Annotated in this window: 14 protein-coding genes; 9 read left to right on the top strand and 5 right to left on the bottom strand. The window is 70.4% G+C overall.

Features of this window, described 5'->3' with window-relative positions:
• Positions 1-103: 103 nt before the first annotated feature.
• Positions 104-370: a hypothetical protein gene (locus SREC43747_RS0106720; RefSeq protein WP_029720388.1), complete on the top strand. Its 267-nt coding sequence runs from the start codon at positions 104-106 to the stop codon at positions 368-370.
• A gap of 54 nt (positions 371-424) precedes the next feature.
• Here the strand turns inward: SREC43747_RS0106720 and SREC43747_RS0106715 are convergent, their stop codons facing one another.
• The gene (locus SREC43747_RS0106715; protein WP_029720387.1) at positions 425-862 is read right to left on the bottom strand and encodes a GtrA family protein; all 438 of its coding nucleotides are present in this window, start codon (positions 860-862) and stop codon (positions 425-427) included.
• An 865-nt stretch (positions 863-1727) separates the two neighbouring features.
• Between SREC43747_RS0106715 and dprE1 the strand changes: the two genes are divergently transcribed.
• The 8 genes from dprE1 to SREC43747_RS0106675 all read left to right on the top strand — a co-directional run bounded on the left by dprE1 (position 1728) and on the right by SREC43747_RS0106675 (position 16414).
• Positions 1728-3092: a decaprenylphosphoryl-beta-D-ribose oxidase gene (gene dprE1 / locus SREC43747_RS0106710; RefSeq protein ID WP_029720386.1), complete on the top strand. Its 1365-nt coding sequence runs from the start codon at positions 1728-1730 to the stop codon at positions 3090-3092.
• Positions 3089-3844 carry a decaprenylphospho-beta-D-erythro-pentofuranosid-2-ulose 2-reductase gene (gene dprE2 / locus SREC43747_RS0106705; RefSeq protein WP_029720385.1) on the top strand — a complete coding sequence of 252 codons (756 nt, stop codon included), beginning with the start codon at positions 3089-3091 and terminating at the stop codon, positions 3842-3844. The genes dprE1 and dprE2 overlap by 4 nt, the downstream gene beginning before the upstream one ends.
• Positions 3845-3984: 140 nt before the next feature.
• Entirely contained in the window at positions 3985-7020 is a 3036-nt protein-coding gene (locus SREC43747_RS0106700; protein ID WP_037331489.1) for an arabinosyltransferase domain-containing protein, read from the top strand.
• Positions 7021-7495: 475 nt separating this feature from the next.
• Positions 7496-10633 (top strand): arabinosyltransferase domain-containing protein, encoded by a 3138-nt coding sequence (locus SREC43747_RS0106695; RefSeq protein ID WP_029720383.1) that lies wholly within the window; start codon positions 7496-7498, stop codon positions 10631-10633.
• Between the two features lie 91 nt (positions 10634-10724).
• A complete protein-coding gene (locus SREC43747_RS0106690) occupies positions 10725-13754 on the top strand; it encodes an arabinosyltransferase domain-containing protein (protein WP_081722447.1) in 3030 nt (1009 codons plus the stop codon).
• Positions 13755-13756: 2 nt separating this feature from the next.
• Positions 13757-14758 carry a glycosyltransferase family 2 protein gene (locus tag SREC43747_RS0106685; protein ID WP_029720381.1) on the top strand — a complete coding sequence of 334 codons (1002 nt, stop codon included), beginning with the start codon at positions 13757-13759 and terminating at the stop codon, positions 14756-14758.
• The gene (locus SREC43747_RS0106680; RefSeq protein WP_029720380.1) at positions 14745-15152 is read left to right on the top strand and encodes a GtrA family protein; all 408 of its coding nucleotides are present in this window, start codon (positions 14745-14747) and stop codon (positions 15150-15152) included. Before SREC43747_RS0106685 ends, SREC43747_RS0106680 begins: the two co-directional genes overlap by 14 nt.
• Positions 15149-16414, top strand: a complete 1266-nt coding sequence (locus tag SREC43747_RS0106675) for an NAD(P)/FAD-dependent oxidoreductase (RefSeq protein ID WP_029720379.1) — start codon at positions 15149-15151, stop codon at positions 16412-16414. The genes SREC43747_RS0106680 and SREC43747_RS0106675 overlap by 4 nt, the downstream gene beginning before the upstream one ends.
• Before the next feature lie 43 nt (positions 16415-16457).
• Here SREC43747_RS0106675 and SREC43747_RS0106670 read toward each other — a convergent pair whose 3' ends face one another.
• From SREC43747_RS0106670 to SREC43747_RS0106655, 4 genes are all read right to left on the bottom strand, one after another.
• Complete coding sequence (locus SREC43747_RS0106670; protein ID WP_029720378.1) at positions 16458-18044, bottom strand: alkaline phosphatase D family protein; 1587 nt, start codon at positions 18042-18044, stop codon at positions 16458-16460.
• A 158-nt stretch (positions 18045-18202) separates the two neighbouring features.
• Positions 18203-19297, bottom strand: a complete 1095-nt coding sequence (locus SREC43747_RS0106665) for a decaprenyl-phosphate phosphoribosyltransferase (protein WP_029720377.1) — start codon at positions 19295-19297, stop codon at positions 18203-18205.
• Positions 19290-19871 carry a phosphatase PAP2 family protein gene (locus SREC43747_RS0106660; protein WP_029720376.1) on the bottom strand — a complete coding sequence of 194 codons (582 nt, stop codon included), beginning with the start codon at positions 19869-19871 and terminating at the stop codon, positions 19290-19292. The genes SREC43747_RS0106665 and SREC43747_RS0106660 overlap by 8 nt, the downstream gene beginning before the upstream one ends.
• 25 nt (positions 19872-19896) lie before the next feature.
• Positions 19897-21855, bottom strand: coding sequence for a glycosyltransferase (locus tag SREC43747_RS0106655; RefSeq protein WP_029720375.1), 1959 nt, complete (start codon positions 21853-21855; stop codon positions 19897-19899).
• Position 21856 lies beyond the last annotated feature (1 nt).

The following is a 21856-nucleotide window of genomic DNA, read 5'->3' as shown; positions in this document are numbered from 1 at the left end:
GGCCTTCTGCTGTCGGAGGAATCCCCGGGGAATCGGCGCGCCGGGCGTTCCCCGAGAGCGAACCGCGCTGTTGCCGCCGGGCACCGCGTGGTGGCCTGGGGACATGAGCGAACCACGACCAGCGCTGGTCCTGCACATCACCGGAACCAGCCACCCACTGCACGTCGCCCTCGCCCCGCAGGAAGCGGAAGCGCTGCGGGAGTCACTCACCGAGCTGCTGGGGAGCGGGGTGGCCAAGGCGGTCGCGACCGCTGACGGCGGTCATTTCTTCGTCAACTTCGCGCACGTGGCGACCGCGCACATCGAGCAGACCCGTTCCGACACCCACGCCTACGGGGCGCCTTCCCGCGGCACCGGGTTCAGCGGTTGAGGGAGCTGCTGCCGCGGTCCCGCCCGCCCGGGCGGGACCGGGTGGCGAGCGCGCTCACTCGCGGAAGACCAGCACCTTCAACATGATGAAGTTGATCAGGGTGCCCAATCCTTGGGAGATGACCCAGAACAGGGTGAACTGCCAGGGCTCCGTGGCGTTGAACAGCACGCACAGCAGCTGGTTGGAGCCCATGTTCACGAAGAACGTGATGGTGTAGAGCACGGCGAAAGCACCGGCCTTGGCCTTGGTGTTGCCGGTGTTGGCGCCGTGGAAGGTGAAGCGGCGGTTGATCAGGTACGAGGCGGTCGTGCCGAGGATGAACGAGATCGACTTGGACAGCCACACCGGCCAACCCAGCACGCCCAGCAGCAGCGAGTACGTGCCGAAGTCGATGACGGCGCAGCCACCACCGATGATGATGAACCGCAGCAGCTGGTGGAACACGCCGAGCTGCTTTTGATCTGATTTGGCAGCGGATTCGGCCACAGCCACCGCGACACCCCGCTGGAATCGACTACAGAACCGGTGGAAGAACTCGTGTGGCGAGTGTAGCCGGACAACGGAGCTCGTCTGCACTGGCCAGTTCTCCCCGACCGGGGGTCACGCCCTGTCGTGGATAGACTCGGCTGGGTGGAATCGGCGGAGGACCGGCTTCGAACGCTCACCGGGCGGGGACGTCCCGCCCCGAGCGGAGCCCGCGCGGCCGCCACCCGGGACGGTGCACGAGCAGTCCTGGTGGCCTGCCGGGCCGGTCACCGCGGGCCCGCCGCCCGAGGAGCGGGGCGCGGCTCGCGGTCGTCCGCCACCTCGCCAGTCCGCCCCAGCGGACTGGACGACGAGTTCCCGCGCACCGCGTTCGACGAGCTGCCGCGGTGCGCAGCACCCGCGAAGTCCGGTATGCCGCGGAACACCCGGTTCTTCCGCTTCCCGCCCCGATCAACCGTTCGGAACCGGGTGCGCGGATTGAGCGGTTCCCCACAGCGACAAGCCGTTGTTCCGCTCGGCCGGCAGGATGGGGCCCGCCGCCCGGTGGATAAAATCAGCGCGTCCGGTCACGTTTCGTCCCTGGACGTGTTCACAACGTTCGGAAGAAGTGCCCGGGACCGATGGCGTTCCCCCCACCGGGGCTGGACTCCTGCGGTGGACTTCCCGGACGGCCCGGGGCTGGGCCGGTCGCGCCGTGGACTGGACGCGACGGTGCTGGACGCCGGGGACGGCTCCCCCACGTCGAGGAGTCCCGCACCACCCCCGAAGCAATCGAGCAGATGTGTCCGCGAATCGACGAGTGGCGCGAGGTCCGCGCTCCCGTCGACCCAGAAGGGATTTTCCGTTCCGATATGGCCCGGAGGCTAAACCTGTGACGGCCACGCTTGAAACCCGAACACTCGTCGGCTGGGGCCGAACTGCGCCCACCCAGGCCCGAGTGCTGCGAACCAACGACATCGACGACATCGTGCGCGCTGTGCGCGAGGCGGACGAGCGCGGCGTGATCGCTCGCGGATTGGGCCGCAGCTACGGCGACCCGGCGCAGAACGCTGGCGGCACCGTGATCGACATGACCGCGTTGAACCGGATCCACGAGATCGACCCGGACAACGCGGTGGTGGACGTCGACGCCGGGGTCAGCCTGGACCAGCTGATGAAGGCGGCCCTGCCGTACGGCCTGTGGGTTCCGGTGCTGCCGGGCACCCGCCAGGTGACCATCGGCGGCGCGATCGCCAACGACATCCACGGCAAGAACCACCACAGCGCGGGCAGCTTCGGCAACCACGTGCTGTCGATGGACCTGCTCACCGCCGACGGCCAGGTCCGCACCCTCACCCCGGACGGCGAGGAGTCCGAGCTGTTCTGGGCCACCGTCGCGGGCATCGGCCTGACCGGCATCATCCTCCGGGCGAAGATCCGGATGACCCGGACGGAAACGGCTTACTTCATCGCCGACGTCGACCGGACCAACAACCTCGACGAGACGATCGAGCTGTTCAACGACGGCTCCGACGACAAGTACACCTACTCCTCGGCGTGGTTCGACTCGATCTCCACCGGACCGAAGCTGGGTCGGGCCGCGTTCGGCCGGGGCTCGCTGGCCACCCTGGACCAGCTGCCGCCGAAGCTGCGCGCGAACCCGCTGAAGTTCGACGCGCCGCAGCTGCTGACGCTGCCCGACGTGTTCCCACCGCGGCTGGGCAACAAGCTGACGTTCAGCATGATCGGCGAGCTGTACTACCGGAAGACGCCGAAGCGCGGCCGGGGCCTGATCCAGAACCTCACCGCCTTCTACCACCCGCTCGACCTGATCGGCGAGTGGAACCGGGCGTACGGTTCGCAGGGCTTCCTGCAGTACCAGTTCTCCGTGCCGTACGGCAAGGAGGACGAGCTCAAGAAGATCATCAAGAAGATCGCGCACTCCGGCCACGTCTCGTTCCTCAACGTCATCAAGAAGATGGGCGAGGGCAACCGGGCGCCGCTGTCCTACCCGCACCCGGGTTGGCTGGTGTGCTTGGACTTCCCGATCGTGGACGGGCTGGGCCGGTTCTGCAACGAGCTGGACGAGGACGTCCTGTCGTTCGGCGGGCGGCTGTACACCGCGAAGGACTCGCGGACCACGGCGGAGACCTTCCACAAGATGTACCCGCGGGCGAAGGAATTCCGGAAGATCCGCCAGACCGTAGACCCTGAAGGCATTTTCGTCTCGGACATGAGCCGGAGGCTTGAGCTGTGATCGACGCCGTTGGAAACCCCCAGTCGCTGCTGGTGCTCGGCGGCACGTCCGACATCGCGCTGGCCGTCGCCGAGAAGTACGCCAGCAACCGTCCGATGCGGATCGTCCTGGCCGCCCGCCCGTCGGAGCGGTTGGAGGCGGCCGCTGAGCGGCTGCGCAAGACCGGAAGCACGGTGGTGACCGTGCCGTTCGACGCGCGCAAGGCGGAAACCCACGACGAGGTCATCGAGAAGGCCTTCGCCGAGGGCGACATCGACGTCACCCTGGTCGCCTTCGGGGTGCAGGGCGACAACGAGAAGGCCTGGACCGATGTGGAGACCGCGCGGGAGATCGCCGAGGTCAACTACGTGGCCCCGGTGACCTTGGGCGTGCGGTTGGCGGAGAAGCTGCGCAAGCAGGGCCACGGCCACCTGGTCGTGATGTCGTCGCCGGCGGCGGAACGGGCTCGCCGGTCGAACTTCGTCTACGGCTCGTCCAAGGCCGGGCTGGACTCCTTCTACACCGGACTGACCTATGCCCTCAGCGGCTCCGGCGTGAAGGTCACCGTGGTTCGGCCGAACTTCGTGCACACCAAGCTGACCGAAGGCATGAAGCCGGCCCCGATGGCGCAGACCCCGGACCAGGTCGCCGATGTCATCACCGACGCGGTCCGCAAGGGCAAGGAGCAGGTCTGGGCTCCGGCCCAGATGCGCTGGGTGATGACGGTGCTGCGGCACCTGCCTCGGGTGATCTTCCGCCGGCTGCCGTTCTGATCAGCTGGTCTTCGCGCGGGCCCGTCGGTTCCCTCCGACGGGCCCGTTTTTCTTGCTCTATCGGGTGAACCTGGCCGTTGTGACGATATTGAGATGCGCCGCGGGTAAATCCGATGGGCTATTGCGCAGATCAATAGGGTATGGGAGTCCTTTCACCCCCTGGCCGGCCGCTGTCGCAGCCCTCCGTGTACGTCCCGCCGCGGCGCGCTGCCGTGCCGATCGGTCTTCCAGTCCTGGCTGGACTGACGTTGCTGCTGGGCGTGCTCGCGGTGCTCGCCCCGGTCACGGTCAAGGACCCGGTGGTGACCTGGCCGAAGGCCGATTCGCCCACCCGGGCCACGGTGCTGCCGTTGTCCCCCTACCGCCCACTGGAGTTCTCCGCGACGGTGGACTGCGGGACGCTGCACGCGGTTTCCCCCGGAACCGCGCTGCGCACGCACTCCCCCGGCGGTCCGGGGTTGAACATCACCTCCGGCGCGGGCCAGGTGCGGTTCTGGGTGGACGGGACCGAGGTGCTGGTCGACGACCTCCGGAGCAACTGCGGTTACCGGGTGGAGGCCGATGCGGACGGGGTGCGCGTCTTCCGGGACGGCGCCCTGGTGGCGAACCGACCGGACCTGCTGCCCCCTCAGGTGTCCGAATTGGTCACCGACGCCGATTCGCTGGCGGGACTGCGGGTTTCCCTGCGCACCGACGCCCGCTACGAATCCAGCCCCACCCTGCTGAAGACGGTGCTGCTGCTGGCGCACGCCTGCTGCTTGGTCGTCGTGGTGGTGTGGGGCTGGCGGCACTGGCGCGGCCGGGAGAGCGCGCGGCTGACCGTTCCCCGCTTCTGCGCGGCCGATGCGGTGCTGGTGCTCATCACCGGCGCTTGGGTGTTCCTCGGACCGGCCAACATGGACGACGGCTGGTACATGCAGATGGCGCGCAACGCCAGCGAGTCCAGCGGCTACATCGGCAACTTCGTCTACATGTTCAACGTCACCGAGAACCCCTTCGTGCTCAGCCAGTACTTGCTGCAGGCGTGGGGGCAGCTCGGCGGCTGGTCGCTGTGGTGGATGCGGCTGGTGCCGACCTTGTGCGGGTTGGCCACCTGGGTGCTGCTGCGGATCCTGCTGGCCACGCTGCTGGGGCGGGCGGCGAAGCTGCGCGCCGTGCCGTGGGCGCTGCTGATCGCCCACCTGGTGTGGTACTTGCCGTACGGCACCACGCTGCGGCCGGAGCCGGTGATCGTGCTGTGCGCGGCGGCCACCCTGGTGTTCGCGGAACTGGCCATCCTGCGCCGCTCCGTCGGGGCGCTGGCGGTGGCTGCGCTGTGCACCGCGCTGGCCATGACCGCCTCGCCGTCCGGGCTGGTGGCGGCGGCCCCGCTGGTGCTGTGCCTGCCGTGGCTGCTGGAGTGGCTGCGCCGCCAACCGTGGCGGGCCCGGATCTCGGCGGTGCTGCTCGGCGCCGCGGCGACCACGGTGGTGGTGCCGGTCGGCTTCGCCGACGCCACGCTGGGCGACGTCGTCGAAGCCGCGGAAGTGCACAAGTGGTACTACCTGTCGTTCGCCTGGTACGAGGAGTTCGCGCACTACAACACGCTGCTGAACACCGCCGGGTGGGCGCGGCGCCTGCCGGTGCTGCTGACCTTGGCCGTGGTCGCCGTGGTGGCCATCGCCAGCGGACGGGGCGGCATGGGACGGGACCCGGTGCGCCGGTTGCTGATCGTCAGTTCGATCACCACCGCGATCGCCTTGGCCCTGATCTCCTTCAGCCCCACCAAGTGGGTCAACCACTTCCACGCGGTCGCGGCCGCACCGACGGTGCTGCTGGCCGCAGCGCTGCTGCGCTCCCCGCTGCCCAGGCGGTCCGGACCGGTGGTGCTGGGGGCCAGCGTGCTGCTGCTGGTCGGTGCGGTGTCGTTGAGCTTCGCGGGGAACAACTGGTGGGTCCCGTTCAGCGATGCCGGGCAGCGGTTCGGGAACCACCTCGACCCGGATCCGCAGACCAACGACTTGGAGCCGCACTTCGGCCCGCTGTACCTGCGCAACCCGCTGCTGTGGATCGGTGTCGCGGTGGCCGCGTGGCTGGTGGCCGGGTGGTTGCGGCGGCGCGGGAAGCTGAGCCGCCTGGGGCCGGACCGGGCGGTGCTGGTGAGCGCTTCGGCCACCGCGGTGCTGCTGATGCTGGGCCTGTTCGCCTACGCGCCGATCGCGCAGGCTCCCGGGTGGACGGTGGCCCGCTCCGGGTTCCAGACGCTGTTCGGGGACGGGTGCGGGTTGGCCAGCGACGTCCGGGTGCAGCTCCCGTCCGGTGAGCTGGGCGCTCCTGGTCCGGCCGAGTTGTCCGGGGACTTCCAGGAAGGTCCCCCGCCGCTGCGGACCTCCCCGTGGGGAGAACCGGTGACGATCTGGCACGACCACCGGCCGGACGGCACGACACCGGGGGTCGGTCGACTGGTCACCGGCTGGTACCCGATGGGCGAGGGCACCCACGTCACCGTGCCGGTGGCCGGGCGGCTCGAGGGCCAGCGGTTGACCGTGGAGTTCCGCACCGCCGACGGGGTGGTGCGCCGCCCGCTGCAGCCCGACCTGCGGCGGCCGACCCTGCACGAGTGGCAGCAGGTCGCGGTGCCGGTGCCGCCGCGGGCCGAAGCGGTCCGGGTGGTGGCGGTGGACCAGGTGACCGGGGCGGATTCGTGGCTGGCGGTGGCCGAGCCGAAGGTCACCGAGGCCCGCCCGGTCAGCGAGGTCACCCGGGGCCGGCCGGTGCTGGCCAACCACATCGCCGCCCCGCTGTGGCCGTGCGTGGACCAGGTGGGCATCAGCAACGGCATCACCGACGCGCCCCAGGTGCGCTTGACCACGGACGAGGCGCTGCCGCCGGAGTGGCTGGACAACATCTCCTACTTGGAGTGGGGCGGCGCCTGGGTGGAGACCTCCCGGGTGTGGACGCAGACCAAGCTGGCCGCCGAACTCCCGGGCGGTCCGCCTCGACTGCCGTGGGGGCACGTCTTCGAGGTGCGCTACCCGTACCCGACCGGGCAGTTCGACCTGGAGGTGGACCAGCAGGTCCGCTGGGGTTGGACGCGGCTGCCCTCGCTGGCCAACAACGACTACCCCGACATCGCTCGCAACGCCGGTACCCAGCCGGAAGAGGAGCAGGAGGAGAAAAAGGCCTCAAATAGGTAACAACGGGCAACTTTCTCCGCCCGATCGGCGATCTAGGAATGGCGGAGTCACCATTCCGCCGCATTCCCGGAACACGCGCGTTGCGGGAACCGACTGCGCCGAAGTGGGGTTCGGCGCGGTCCGGCACACCCCGCGGGTCCCCAGCCCGCCGTCGAAACCCTGGGGGCCCGCGGGTCCACCGTCACCACCGGTGGTGACGCGGTCCCGGGTGTTGCGGGTCCCCGCAGCACCCGGGACCTCCTCCGGTTCCCCCGGAAGACGCCCGGCCAGACCCCCAGACTGCCCGAACACCCCACCGGTGGTCGTCTCTGCAAACCACGCTCAACCCCGCCGGAGGAGTTGCCGGCGTCGTGGAACGCGTTCGCGGCGTCAACCTGGCGAGCGAAATAGCCCGCTCCACCCGACGCGGTCCCGCCGGATTGGCGAGGATGACCACAACACCACGGCTGATCACCAAAAGTGCGGGTGAGGTCCCTTGCGCAGCTCGACCCAGCTGGATCTGCCGGCCGGGCCGCGACGCTCACTGGAACAGCACCGGGGACCCAGCGGAGCTGGCTGGCGGTCGCTGCACCTCTTCGCCCTGCTCCTCGGGCTCGGCGGTCTGGTGTGCGCGCTGCTCCTCCCCCTGGCCCCGGTGTGGGTGCAGCGGACCACCGTGCACTGGCCGGCGGAGCAACCGGTGTCCACCACCGCGTTCTTCGCCCCGTACCGACCGGCCGAGTTCCGGGCCGAGTTCGACTGCGCTCCCCTGCGGACCGGGCTCGCCCGCCCCGGCAACACCACCGTCTTCGCCACCGTCCCGCCGAGGAGCGGCCGGGACGGCCTGGTGCTGACCGCGTCCGGAGGCGGCCTGCGGCTGGTGCTCGGCCAGCGGCAGCTCGAACTGCCGCCCCCGACCGGGGACTGCCGGCTGGAGGTCGTCTCCCGCGATCGGGGTTCCGCGGTCACCTTCAACGGGGATCGGACCGAGCTGCCCGGGGTGCTCCCCCCGGAGGTCTTCGTCTTCACCACCGACCTGCCGCCCTTCGCGGCCGGGGGGATCGCGGTGACCGCCCGCACCTATTCGTGGTTCGCCACCAGTCCCACGGCGGTCAAGTCGGTGCTCGTCGCGGTGGCTGCCGTGTCGGCCGCCGGGTCGCTGGTGCTGCTGGCGGTCCTGGCCCCCGCGGGGCGCCGCCGGCTGCGCCGTCCGGCGGTGGGCGTCACCGATGCCGGGGTGGCCGCGGTGCTCGCGGGCTGGTTGTTCATCGGACCGCTCACCGATGACGACGGCTTCGCGATGATGACCGTCCGCAACCACGACGCCGACGGGGACATCGGCAACTACTACCGCTGGTTCAACGCCTCCGAAGCACCGTTCACCCTGGTCCAGCACGTGATGCGGCTGGTGGCCGCGGGCGGCCTGGATCCCGCGTGGTTGCGCGTGCCGAGCGTGCTCGCCGGCTTCTGCACCTGGCTGCTGGTGAGCCGCGGCATCGTGGGCCCGCTGTGCCCCGGGGCGCGGCGCCGGGTGTTGCGCCCGACCACCGCGGTGTTCTTCCTGGCCTGCTGGTTGCCGTTCGGACTGGGCATCCGCCCGGAGGCGTTCGTCGCCCTGGGCACCGCGGCGGTGACCGCGGCGCTGCTGAAGGCCGAGCGGTCCCGCGCGCACCTGTGGTGGTTGGGAGTGGCGGCGGTGGCCACCGGGCTCACCGTGGCGATCACGCCCAGCGGGGTCGGTGCGGCGCTCGTCGTCTGCGTCTTCGCGCCCCGGATCGTCCGCCTGCTGTCCCGACCGGGGCCGGCGGCGCAGTGGTTGGTGGTGTCGGCGCGGGTGGCGCTGCTCTGCTGCGCCGGCGCGGTGGGCGTGGTGGCGATGTTCGCCGACTCCACGTGGAACGGGGTCAAGCAGGCCAGCCTGATCCACCACGAGTTCGGCCCGAGCCTGGGCTGGTACCAGGAGGTCAACCGGTACGCGGCGCTGCTCGGCCCCGGTTCTTGGGGGTCGGCCGGCAAACGGGTCGCGGTGCTGCTGGTGCTCGTCGCCCTGCCGCTGGCCACCGCGTGCGCGCTGCGGCAGCTGCACCACCGGGCCCGGATGCCGCGGGTGCCGTTGCTGGCCGGCGCCACGGGCGCGCTGTTCGCAGCGCTGTGGCTGAGCCCGTCGAAGTGGACGCACCACTTCGGGGTGCTGGCCGGGCTCGGTCCCGCTCTGCTGGCGGTGACCGTCGTGCTGCTGGTGCGGGCCGGTCGGCGGACCAGGCCCCCGCAGCAGGTGCGGGTGCTGGGCGTGGTGGGCGGTTGCGGTGCGGCAGTTGCCGCCGCCCTGGCGTTCACCGGCCCGAACAGCTGGTGGCTGCACTCGGACATCGCGATGCCGTGGTCGGACACCCCGGTGCGGCCGCTGGACAAACCCCTGCTGTGGCTGGGGATCGGCGCGGTCACCGCGCTGGCGGTCCTCCTGCTCACCACCCGGCACGACCGGTCCGAGCGGACCGGGGCGGAGGGTCTGGTGTGGACGTCAGCGCCGGCCGCGGTGCTCGCCACCGCCGCGCTGGCCTCGGTCGTGGTGCTGCTCGGCTCGTTCAGCGCCGCACCGCTGCGCATGGGCGACCGGTTCTCGGTGGCCCGGGCGAACTGGCTCACCGCCCGGGGGCAGGGCTGCGGGCTGGAGGACGAGGTGGAAGTCCTGCCGCTGGCCAGCCAGCTGCGCCCGGTCGAGGGGACCGCGCAGCTCAACGGGTTCGCCGAGGGAGGCCGACCGCCGGCGGAACCGGAGTTGCGCAGCAGCGGGCCGGGCCAACCGCTGCGGCCACCGGGCGGCGCGGTGCGCGGGATCAGGGCCGCCGAAGAGGTGTGGACGAGCCGGGCCACCGGTTCGGGGACCACCGGTTCGCTGACCACCCAGTGGTTCGGGCTGCCGCGGCTGCGCGACTCCCAGCTGCTGGCCGTGTGGGTCAACGGACGGATCTCCCCCGGCAACCGGTTGACCGTCGAGTTCGGCACCGGCAGCGGTGGCCCGGTGCGCCTCGTCGGGGCGCGGGAGCTGCGGGACCCGCCGCCGGTGGACCTGCCCTACGACGACCCGCAGCACGGCCGGAACCCGGGCTGGCGCAGCTTCGGGCACTGGCGGCTGCTCACCGTGCCGGCCGCGCAGATCCCCGCGGGGGCCGACCTGGTGCGGCTGCGCGCCGCGGACAACACCGTCGACCCGCAGGGGTACCTGGAGGTCAGTTCCCCGGTGGTGCGCGATGCCGTGCCGCTCTCCCGGGTGCTGGACGGGCAGCGGCCGGTGCTGATCGACTGGCCGGTGAGCTTCCTCTACCCCTGCCGCACCGAGTACCCGCGGGTGTCGGGCGGCACGGCGCAGAGCCCGCTGCTGCTGGTCACCACCCCGACCGGGGAGCGGTCCATGGCGTTCGACCCGAACGTCGGCGGGGTCTTCGCCGGTGTGCCGCTGGTCTCCCACCGCTACGAGCTTCCCAGCCGGCTGCGGGACGCTCCCGGAGTGCCGTGGGGCCGGGTGTACGCGGTGAGTTACCACCACGCCCGCGACGCCTACCGGACCACGCAACACCGTCAGCAGATCGGTGGAGCCGCCGGCGACCCCGGTTACCCCTTCCCCGGGACCTGAAGCCCCCCGGAAGCGTCCTTCATCTGCATGTTCGCCTGGTTTGTCTGAAACTTGGGTGCACATCAGGGGCTCGAGTCAACCAGGGGGGACAGTGCCGGACGGCGGAAGCGGACACACCTCGGCGGGGCTCGTCGAACCCGCGGCCGCCCCGCCGCCCGCTTCCGCACCGCGCCGCCGCTGGCAGCGGCCCACCGGGATCGCGGTGGGTCTGCTGGCCCTGCTGACCGGGTTGCTCGTCCCGTTCGCACCGGTGGTCGCCGACGACGTCACCGTCACCTGGCCGCGGCAGGGCGAACCCCCGGAGAGCACGCTGGCGTTCCTCGTCCCCTACCACCCGAGCCAGGTGCACGTCCACGTGCCGTGCCCCGTGGTGCGGGCCGGTTTACAACGCGGCGTTCCCACCACCGTGGTGTCCAGCAACCTGCCCGGACATCCGACGAACGGGTTCGCCGTCACCACCGCCGGGGACACCGTGCTGGTGCTGCTCGCCGGCAAGGAAGCCCTGCGGGTGCCGGCCGGCCCGGACTGCGACGTGACCATCGACGCCGATCGGAGCGGCAGCACCGCCCAGGTCGGCGCGCACCGGGTGGCGCTGCCGGGGGAACGCGTGCGGGACGTCGTGGTGTTCGCGACCGACCTCACCCCGCAGCAGGCCACCGGGATCGACGTGCGGGTGCGGACGGCGAACTGGTTCGAGAACTCCCCGTCCACCGCGAAGAGCTCGCTCATCACCGCGCAACTCGTCCTGGCCGCGGTGGCGTTCGCGCTGCTGGTGGCGCAGGACCGCGGCCGACGCCGCCGGCGGACCGCCCGTCCCCGCGGCCATCCGCTCCGCCTGCTGGTCGACGTGGCGCTGCTGGCGGTGCTCGGCGGCTGGTGGGTGTTCGGCCCGGTCACCGCGGACGACTCCTTCGCCGGGACGACCATCCGCAACGCGCTGCACACCGGGGACGTCGGCAACTACTACCGCTGGGAGAACGCCTCCGAAGCACCGTTCACCCTGGCCCAGCGGCTGCTGGAGCCGGTCGCGGCGCTCAGCGCCAACCCGTTGGTGCTGCGCGTTCCCAGCGTGCTCGCCGGGTTGCTGACCTGGCTGGTGTTGAGCAGAGGGGTTCTCGGGCCGTTGCTGCCCGAGCACAGCCGGCGATTCTGGTTCCGGGCGCTGGCGGCCGTGGCGTTCCTCGCCTGGTGGCTGCCGTTCGGTCTGGGGGTGCGCCCGGAACCGTTCGCCGCGCTGCTGTTGACCGCGGTGTTCGCGGCGGTGCTGCAGGCGGTCCAGCAGCAGCGGACCGCGTGGCTGGGGGTGGCCGTGCTCGCCGCCGGGTTGGCGGTGTCGGTGAACGCCATGGGCATCACCGCGATCGCCCCGTTCATCGCACTGGCCGGGCCGATCCGCCGCATGCTGTCCGTCCCGACGGCAGCTCTGCTGGCCGGGATCGGCGCCACCGGGGTGGTCGCCATGTTCGCCGACCAGTCGCTGGCCGGAACCGCCGCGGCCACCCGGCTGCACGAGCACTACGGCCCGGACGTGCCGTGGTTCCAGGAGATCCTGCGCTACCAGTACCTGCTCGGCTTCGACTCGCAAGGGGACGTGGCCCGGCGCCTGCCGGTGCTGCTGACCGCCGTGCTCGCCGTCCACTGCGGACTGGTCCTGTTGCGCGGGGCGAACCGGCTGACCGCGGGGCACGCCCACGCGGCACCGGTGGTGTTCGGCCTCAGCCTGCTGCTGATGGCGCTCACCCCGTCGAAGTGGACGCACTACTTCGGCGCGCTGGCGGGGATCGGGGCGGCAACGCTGGTCACGAGCGCGGTGCTGGTCGCGGTGGCCGCCCGGCAGCTGCGCTCGGACCGGGTGGTGCTGGTCGGCGGCGCGGTGAGCGCCGTGCTGGCCGCGCTCGCGGCGGCGTTGTCGTTCGCGGGCAAGAACAACTGGTTCCTGCACTCGCACTACGGGGTGCCGTGGGGCGAGCAACCGGTTCGGCCGCTGAACAACCCGCTGCTGTGGCTGGTCGCCACCGGGGCGGTGCTGGCGATTTCCAGCGCGGCGGGCGACTTCCGGCGCGCTCTGGTCCGGGCCCCGGCGGTCGTCGGCACGGCGGCCGTCGCGGCGGGCGTGCTGCTGGTGCTGTTCTCCTTCGCCATCGCCCCGCTGCGCCAGTCCGGCAGCTACTCCACCGCGGCGCAGAACCTGGCCGCCCTGTCCGGCCGGGGCAGCTGCGGAATCGCCGACCACGTCGTGGTCACTCCCGACGTGCCCGGAGGGGTGCTGCGCCCGGACGGGCCGGCCGAGGCCGTCGGCTTCGACGCGGGCGGCGGCTACGCCGAGGCGCCGCCCGGCGGGACCGAGCACGTCTGGGGCAGCCTGGCCGGGAGTCCACTGTCGACCGGAAGGCTCACCACCGGGTGGTTCGCGCTCCCTCCGCTGGCCGACGACCAGGAGCTCGCGGTGCCCGCGGCCGGCCGCACGGGTGACGGCAACCAGGTGGTCCTGGAATACGGTTCACCGTCCGGTGTCATCGGCTCCCGCGTGCTCGACGACACCCACCTGGACCCGGACGAGATCCCCGCCTACCCCACCGACCACGTGGTGGAGGACGAGCCCCAGGACAACCCCGCGTGGCGGGACTTCCCGGTTCCCGCGCGGGAAATCCCGCCCGGGACGGACCGGGTGCGCATCCGCGCCGTGGACGCCACCACCGACCCCGGCGGTTGGGTCGCGGTGGCCGCTCCGCGCGTGCGCGAAGCCGTCCCGCTGGCCGAGTACCTGCGCGGGAAAGGCCCGGTGCTGGTCGACTGGTCGATGACCTGGTCGGCCCCGTGCCTGCAGGACATGCCGCGAGTCGGTTCCGGCTTGGTGGAACCTCCCGCCTACCTGGTGACTTCACCCCCGGCGCTCGGTTTCGGCGGCACCGCCGCCTACACCCGCTCCATCGGCGGCAGTTTCGCCGGAGTCGTGGAAACCGGGCAGCAAACCGACATCCCCACTCGGCTTCCCGGGGTGACCGACCGCCCCGAGTACCCCGAGTGGGGACGCCTGGTCAAGGTCGATTACCCGTACCCGGCCGACGGGTACGACGTGCACCGCGTTGCCGTAACCCGGTGGGGTTGGCGAGGGGAGTAGACATGAGCGAACCAGTCCGCCAGCAAGCCCCGGCCCCGGTCCCGCAGCAGCGCTCCGATTCACCGCCCCCGCTGGTGTCCTACGTGCTGCCGGTGTTCAACGAAGAAGAGGGCATCCGCACCTTCCACGAGGAACTGCTCAAGGCCACCTCCCAGCGACCGGAGTTCGCCTACGAGTTCATCTACGTGAACGACGGCTCCAGCGACAGGACCCTGGAGATCCTGCAGGACCTGGCGAAGAACGACCCGCGGGTGCAGGTGGTGGACTTCTCCCGGAACTTCGGGCACCAGATCGCCATCACCGCCGGCCTCGACCACGCCACCGGGGACGCGGTCATCGTGATGGACACCGACCTGCAAGATCCCCCGGAAGTCAGTCTGGAGATGCTCGACGCCTGGGTCGCCGGCGCGGAAATCGTCTCCGCTCGCCGGAGGACCCGGCAGGACAGCGCGTTCAAGCGCCTCACCGCGCACGTCTACTACCGGATCCTGCGGCGATGCACCGAAGTGGACATTCCGGTGGACACCGGGGACTTCCGGCTGCTGAACCGGCGGGCCGCCGAAGAGCTGCGGGGCTTCCGGGAACGCAGCAGGTTCATCCGCGGCATGGTCGCCTCCATGGGGTTCCGGCACGTCGAAGTGCTGTTCGACCGGGCGCCGCGCGTGGCCGGCGAGACCAAGTACCCGCTGCGGAAGATGCTCCGGTTGGCGGCCGACGGGATGACCAGCTTCTCCACTGTTCCGCTGAAGCTCATCACCCGCATCGGTTTTCTCAGCCTCGTGCTGGCGGTGCTGGGCATAGGCTATTCGCTGACCCTGCGGCTCTTCTTCCCGGAGGTCACCGTTTCCGGCTGGACCATGCTGATGGTCGCGCTGCTGTTCCTCGGCGGGGTGCAGATGCTCTCGCTCGGGGTGATCGGCAGCTACGTCGGCCGCATCTACAGCGAAGTCCAGCGGCGTCCGCTGTACGTCGTGCGCAGAGTGATCCGGTATGACCGGGACTGAACCCCGCACCCTCGGTCGAGGACTGGTCAGCCGGCAGCTCGTGCTGTACGCGCTGATCGGCGCCAGCGGAGTGCTGCTGGACTACGCGCTCTTCCTGCTGCTGTTCAACGTGGCCGGATGGCACGAGCAGGTGGCGAACGCGGTCAGCACCACCGCCGGCATCACCAACAACTTCCTGCTGAACGCGTTCTTCAACTTCCGCAAGCACGACCGGATCCTGTTGCGTGCGCTGCGCTTCTACACCGTCGGGGCAGCCGGCATCGGGCTCACCTTCCTGCTGTTGGAGGTGTTCTCCGGCTGGCTGGGCATCAACGCCAACCTGGTCAAGGCGCTGTCCCTGCCGGTGGTGCTGCTCTTCCAGTACACGGTCAACAAGAAGTGGAGTTTCCGATGAAACTGGGCGTTGTCGGGGCTGGTGCCACCGGGCTGACCGCCGCGTTCGACGCGGTGAAGGCCGGCCATGACGTGACGGTGCTGGAGGCTTCCACCGAACTGGGCGGGCTGGCGGCGTCGGTGGAGGTCAACGGAACCCCGCTGGAGCGGTTCTACCACCACAGCTTCCGCACCGACCACGCCATGCTGGAGCTGATCCGGGAGCTCGGCCTGGCCGACCGGATGGTCTTCCACAAGCCCAGGACCGGGATCTACCTGGACGGGGAGCTGCACGACTTCGGCACGCCGCTGGAGATGCTGCGCTTCCCCGGTTTCTCCACGGTGGACCGGTTGCGCTTCGGCTTCTCCTCGGCGGTGCTCAAGGCCGTCCGCGACGGGTCCCGGTTCAACTCGGTCAGCGCCCTGGACTGGATGCGCCGCTGGGCGGGCCCGAGGGTCACCGAGCTGATCTGGCACCCGCTGCTGACCGGGAAGTTCGGGGACCACGCCGAGGAGATCTCGATGGCCTGGCTGTGGGCCCGCATCCACTACCGCACCTTCGAGCTGGGATATCTGCGCGGCGGCTTCGAACAGGTGTACCGGGCGCTGCTGGAAGCCATCACCGAGCGGGGCGGGAAGGTGGAGTTCGGCAAGCCCATGGCGTCGATCAGCCAACCCGGCAGCAGCGTCGTGGTGCGCACCGGGGACGACAGCAGCTACGAGTTCGACCACGTCATCGTCACCGTGCCGCAGACCGCGTTCGCCGAGGCCGCCGGCATCCCGACCGATCATGTGCTGTGGCGCAACCAGTACCTGGGGGCCACCTGCTTCATCCTGGAGTGCGACCGCAGCGTGATCCCCTACTACTGGCTGAACATCAACGACACCGCGTTCCCGTTCCTGGCGGTGGTGGAGCACACGAACATGGTCAGCCCGGCCGAGTACGGCGGCCGGCACATCGTCTACGTGGGCAACTACGTGCCGCGGGAGGACTGGCGGTTCACCACCCCGCCCGAGGAGCTGCTGGACGCCTACCTCCCGTGGCTGCGCAAGCTGAACCCGGACTTCGACAGGTCCTGGATCCTCGACTGGCAGTTCTCCAAGGCCGGTTTCGCCCAGCCGATCGTCACCCCGCAGTACCGGTCGCTGATCCCCGGGCACCGAACCCACCTGCCCGGCGTCACGCTGGCCACCATGTCCCAGATCTACCCGCAGGACCGCGGCCAGAGCTACGCGATCGAGATGGCGCACCGGGTGACCCGGCAGCTGGGGCTGGCCGGCTGAGCGACCGGCCAGCCCGCCCGACCCACCTGCTGGCCCGGTCAGCTCACAACCGGTGCAAACCGGGCTTCCCGTCCTCCACCGCGAAGGACGCCAGCGTTTCCACCGGAGCACCGGGCTTGGACACGTAGGGCACGACCCGGAAGTCGGCCCGCAGCTGGTCGGCGGTGAACTGGGTGCGCACGTACCCGCGCTGCTTGTTGTGCAGCTTCACGTGCGGGTTCTCCCGCAGGTAGCCCTTCTCCTCCTCGCCCAGCTCGGCGGAGCCGTCGCCGCCGCTGGTGATCGAGGTGGTGACCAGCTCGGTGCCGACGATGCCGGTGCGGTCCTCGTTCGGGATCTCGTTGGCCCAGTTGGCGTGCACGTCACCGGTCAGCACGATCGGGTTGCGCACCCCGGCCTGCTGCCAGCCCTGCACCACCCGCTGGCGGGAACCGACGTAACCGTCCCAGGCGTCCGGGTTGTAGCCGCGGCCCTCCCCGACGGTGAAGTCGATCTCGGAGAACATGACCTGCTGGCCGAGCACGTCCCAGCGGGCCCGGGACTTGCGGAAGCCCCGCAGCAGCCAGCGCTCCTGCTCGGCCCCGGTGAGGCTGCGCTCGGGGTTGAGCCGCTCCGGGTCGTCGGTGTTGAACTCGTCGCCGCCCACCTGGTCGTCCCGGTACTGGCGGGTGTCGAGCATGTGGAAGGTCGCCAGGGCGCCCCAGTGCACCCGGCGGTACAGCCGCATGTCGATGCCCTTGGGGATCTGGGCCCGGCGCAGCGGCATGTTCTCGTAGTAGGCCTGGAAGGCCGCCCGGCGGCGGTCGAGGAAGTCCGGCCCCGGTTCGTTGGGCTCTTCCGGGATCTCGTCGGCCCAGTTGTTGTCGAGCTCGTGGTCGTCCCACACCACGACCCAGGGCGCCACGGCGTGCGCGTGCTGCAGGTCCGGGTCGGTCTTGTACTGGGCGTGCCGCTGCCGGTAGTTGGCCAGCGTCCGCGTTTCCGGGCCGGCGTGGTCGCGGGGGTTGCCGCTGGGGGCCACGTAGTCCCCGGCCTTGTACTCGTAGTTGTAGTCGCCGAGGTGCAGCACCAGGTCCGGGTGCTCCTCGGCGAGGTGCCGGTAGGCGGTGAAGTAGCCGTGCTCGTACTGGGCGCAGGAGGCGAACGCCATGGTCAGCGGCACCATCGCGGTGGGGGCCGGGGTGGTGCGGGTGCGGCCGACCGGGGAGAGGGAGCCGGCGGCCCGGAACCGGTAGAAGTACTCCCGGTGCGGCTGCAGCCCGCTCAGCTCGACGTGCACGCTGTGGCCCAGCTCCGGGACGGCCTCGGTCTCCCCGCGTTGCACGACGCGTTTGAAGCGCTCGTCCTCGGCGATCTCCCACTGCACCGGGATCGCCTTGTTCGGCATTCCGCCCATGCCGTCCTCGGCGAGCGGGTCCACCGCCAGCCGGGTCCACAGCACGACTCCGTCCGGGGTGGGATCGCCCGACGCCACGCCGAGGGTGAAGACCTCGCCGCGCCGAGCCGCTCCCGCACCGGGCAGTGCGGCCACCGGCAGCGGGTTCAACGCGGACAGGGCAGCGGCACCGACGAGGGTTCCGCCCAGCAGGACGCTGCGCCTAGACACGGGTTCAGGCACGACAACCTCCATCAGCTCGGGCCTTCCACAATTCCCCGGAATAGTGAAAGAAGATCTTCTCCGCGGTGATGGGCAGGTGAACACCGGAGTTCCGGTCCCCGACCGATCTTGCCCCGAGCGACGAAGAAGCGCCCGGCCGGAAACCCGACCGGGCGCTTCGAGGACTCCTGTCAGAGGTAGAACGCCAAGAACAGGAAGCCCGCCAGGACCACCCCGAGGGCCATCAGGATCTTGTCCTTGAGCACGACCTCTTCCGGCTCCCCGGCGACACCCTTGTCGATGTCCACCGCGTACCGCAGGATCGCGATCACCATGGGGATGATCGAGATCAGGCCCCACCGGGACTGCTCCAGCTCGCGGATGTCGTACGCCCACAGCGCGTACGACATGATCGTGATGGCGGCCGCGATCGCCCACACGAACCGCAGGTAGGACGGCGAGTAGGCCTTCAGCGACTTGCGGATCTTCGCGCCGGTCTCCATCGCCAGCTTCACCTCGGCGTAGCGCTTGCCGGCCACCATGAACAGCGACCCGAACGCGGTCACCAGCAAGAACCACTGGGAGATCGGCAGCTCGGCAGCCGCACCACCGGCCACCAGCCGCAGCAGGAAGCCGGACGCCACGATGCACAGGTCGATCACCGGCTGGTGCTTGAGCCCGAAGCAGTAGCCCAGCTGCACCCCGATGTAGACGACCATCACGGCCAGCAGCTGCATGCTGACCACGGCCGAGATGGCCAGCGAGCCCGCCAGCAGCAGCACGCACACCGCGTACGCCACCGGCACCGGGATCAGCCCCGCGGCGATCGGGCGGTTCCGCTTGGTCGGGTGCTGCCGGTCCGCTTCGACGTCGATCGCGTCGTTGATGAAGTAGATGCCGGAAGCGGCCATCGAGAACACGACGAACGCCAGCAGCGAGTCCAGCAGGATCGTCGTGTCCAGGATCTGACCGGCGGCGAACGGCGCGGCCAGCACCAGGATGTTCTTCACCCACTGCTTGGGCCGCAGCTCCTTGACCAGCCCGATGGCCAGCCCGGACGCGGTGCCGGCCTTGGCGGTCACCTTGGCGTGGTACGCGTCCGATGCCTTGTCGTTGACGTCTTCGGTTTTCTCCGCCTCCAGCGCCTCACCGCCGGGCTCGGAGCCGATCGACCCCTCCGCATCGGTTTCGGCCACGTTCACCTCCGCCTGGGCGCGGTCGGTGGCCTCCGCCTTGGGATCGGACTCCTCACTGACAGCTGCGCTGGTCTCCTTGTTGTCAGCCACGGTTCCTCCGCCGTTCGATGAGTCTCCGCACGCCCCACGCCACGAACCCACCAAGCGAGGAACCGGCGATCACATCGCTCGGGTAGTGGACGCCGAGCACCAGCCGACTGAGCATCATCGGCGGCACCAGCACCGGGGTCAGCTTCTTGCCGGTCAGCCCGCCGTAGAGCACGGCGGCCGCCGTCGTGGACGTGGCGTGCGAAGACGGGAAGCTCAGCTTGCTCGGAGTGCCTACCAGCACCTTGACTTCCGGGTCGCTGGGGCGCTTGCGCCGAACGACCCGCTTCACCGCGATCGAGGCGGCGTGCGCTGCCGCGACGCCGGCCGCTGCGGCAGCCCACTCACCCCGGCGTTCGCGATCGGCCAGCGCCCCGACCGCTCCGATGGCCAGCCAGCCGATGGCGTGCTCCCCGAACAGCGACATCGCCTGGGCGGTCTTGACCACCGGCGGCTTGGCCAGCGCTCCCTGCACCTTGCGCAGCGCAACGGTTTCCGGGGTCACCGCCGGCTGCTCCTGCTCCGATCGTGCAGCGACTGGTTCGGGGGCAGTCGCGGTGTTCAGCTCCTCAGCCACATCGTCTCCGGGGGGGATTCGGGGGTCACTTCTGGTCGAAGACCTGCTTCCAGGACTCCGCGCTGGTCAGCTCGGGCAGTGCGGAACGGTACGCCGCCCGCATCCGGCCCCACTGCTGCCCCAGCTTTTTGTACGTGGCCAGCGCCCGCAGCCCGAGCCGGCGGAATTCCTCCGGGTCGCGGCGCCGGAACGCCACACCGCTGCCGTCGGCGTTGGACACGGTCGCGCTGTCCAGGTTGCCCAGCAGGAACCAGCGGGCGGCAGCCGCCGGGACGTTCAACTGCGGCCGCTCAGCGGCTTCCTTCTCCGGTTCCTTGAGGTTGTGCAGCAGCGCCTTGGAGGCCCGGAGCGCGATCACCGCGGGGTTCACCGGCGGCTTGAGCAGGCCTTCCGCCATCACCGGGTCGGCGCTCGGCGGCGGGACCTCCCGCGCCGAGGGCAGGGTTTTGGCGTCGTCGTAGTTCTTGCGCAGCTCGCGCACCTCGGGCAGGGCGGTGCGGAGGCTGCCGAACAGGTGCTCCGGACCGGTCAGGAAGTCCTCGATCGCGCGCAGCTGCACCGCCACGGTCGAGTACTCCATCGACAGCAGGTGCCGCAGCGTGAGCTTGAGGCCCTGCTTGATCAAGTTCTTGTACACGTCCTCGGGGCTGTGCAGCGCCGCGAGGATCAGCCGGTTGCGGATGTGGAAGTACGCCGTCCAGTCGGTGGCGTCGTTCTTGTCCGTCCACGGCATGTGCCAGATGGCCGCACCCGGCAGGGTCACCGTGGGGTAGCCGCGCCCACCGGCCCGCAGCGAGTACTCGGCGTCGTCCCACTTGATGAACAGCGGCAGCGGGAGGCCGGTGTTCTCGATCACCTCGCGCGGGAACAGGCACATCCACCAGCCGTTGTAGGTGGCGTGCACCCGGGTGTGCAGCTTCGGCGTCTTCCGCAGCGGCTTCTTGGCGAAGTCGTGGTCGGTGACCGCACCCGGGGCGGCCCGCCACATCGCGCCGCCCAGGTCGACGACCTCGCCCATGGTGTGCAGGCGGGACCGGGCCTGCAGGTTGAGCATCTGGCCACCGACGATCACCGGCTGGGAGGCGGCCCGGGCGAACGCGTTGGCCCGCAGCACGCCGTCCGGCTCCAGGGCGATGTCGTCGTCGATGACCATGACCTGCTCGGCGTCGGAGTTGTAGACGCCCTCGTACATGACCCGGGTGAACCCGCCCGAGCCGCCGAGGTTGTCCTGCTCGATCACCTGCAGCTTGTCGCCCAGCCGTTCGGCGGCCACCTCGAAGCCCGGGGTCTCCCGGATCTTCTGCGGCCCCTGGTCGGCCACCACGACCCGCTCGACGACGTCCATCACCTGCGGGTCCTCGCCGAGCGTCTGCAGCGCCACCACGCAGTCGGACGGGCGGATGGTGGTGGTGCCCACCACGACCTTCTGCCGGGGCAGCGGCAGGTCGGTGGTCCAGGCGGCCTGGTCGATCTCCAGCGTGGAGTTGTTGGTGAACACGTCGAACCAGACCCAACCGCCGTCCTCGAACGGGGTCAGGGACACCCGGAACTCCAACGCGGTCCAGTCCTCGCTGGCCACCGGCGTGCCCTCCAGGTGCACGCTGTCGCCGTTGGGCTTCGAGCGGTAGACGTCGAGCCGACCGGCTCCCCGGACCTTCAGCCGCAGCACGACTTCGTCCACCTTCGTCCAGCGCTTCCAGTAGCTGGCCGGGAAGGCGTTGAAGTAGGAGGCGAACGAAACCTTGCTGTGCGCGGCGACCTCGACCGAACGCCGCGACAGCACCGTGCAGGTGCTGGTCGGGTCCGGCTCGTCCAGGTAGAGCGCCCGCACGTCCAGCGGGTCCTCGTTGCGCGGGAAGACCACCCGCTGCAGCACCTGCTCAGCGGGCACGTCACTGGTACCGGAACGCATCGAGGTCACGTCACTCAACTTGCTCTCGCCGGCAGCTTCGGCACTGGTCTCTCGGGGAGTCCGGTCGGTCACG

It is taken from the genome of Saccharopolyspora rectivirgula DSM 43747 (assembly GCF_000497205.1).
GTDB classification, from domain to species: Bacteria; Actinomycetota; Actinomycetes; order Mycobacteriales; family Pseudonocardiaceae; genus Saccharopolyspora; species Saccharopolyspora rectivirgula.
Note: the sequence above shows the minus strand (reverse complement) of the source record. Positions and strands in the feature narration are given on the sequence as shown.

Bases quoted from the DNA above. Each gene is read 5' to 3' on its own strand.
- SREC43747_RS0106700 (WP_037331489.1), top strand. From the start codon at position 3,985: ATGGGAGTCCTTTCACCCCCTGGCCGGCCGCTGTCGCAGCCCTCCGTG.
- SREC43747_RS0106670 (WP_029720378.1), bottom strand. From the start codon at position 18,044: ATGGAGGTTGTCGTGCCTGAACCCGTGTCTAGGCGCAGCGTCCTGCTG.
- SREC43747_RS0106675 (WP_029720379.1), top strand. From the start codon at position 15,149: ATGAAACTGGGCGTTGTCGGGGCTGGTGCCACCGGGCTGACCGCCGCG.
- SREC43747_RS0106720 (WP_029720388.1), top strand. From the start codon at position 104: ATGAGCGAACCACGACCAGCGCTGGTCCTGCACATCACCGGAACCAGC.
- SREC43747_RS0106680 (WP_029720380.1), top strand. From the start codon at position 14,745: ATGACCGGGACTGAACCCCGCACCCTCGGTCGAGGACTGGTCAGCCGG.
- SREC43747_RS0106685 (WP_029720381.1), top strand. From the start codon at position 13,757: ATGAGCGAACCAGTCCGCCAGCAAGCCCCGGCCCCGGTCCCGCAGCAG.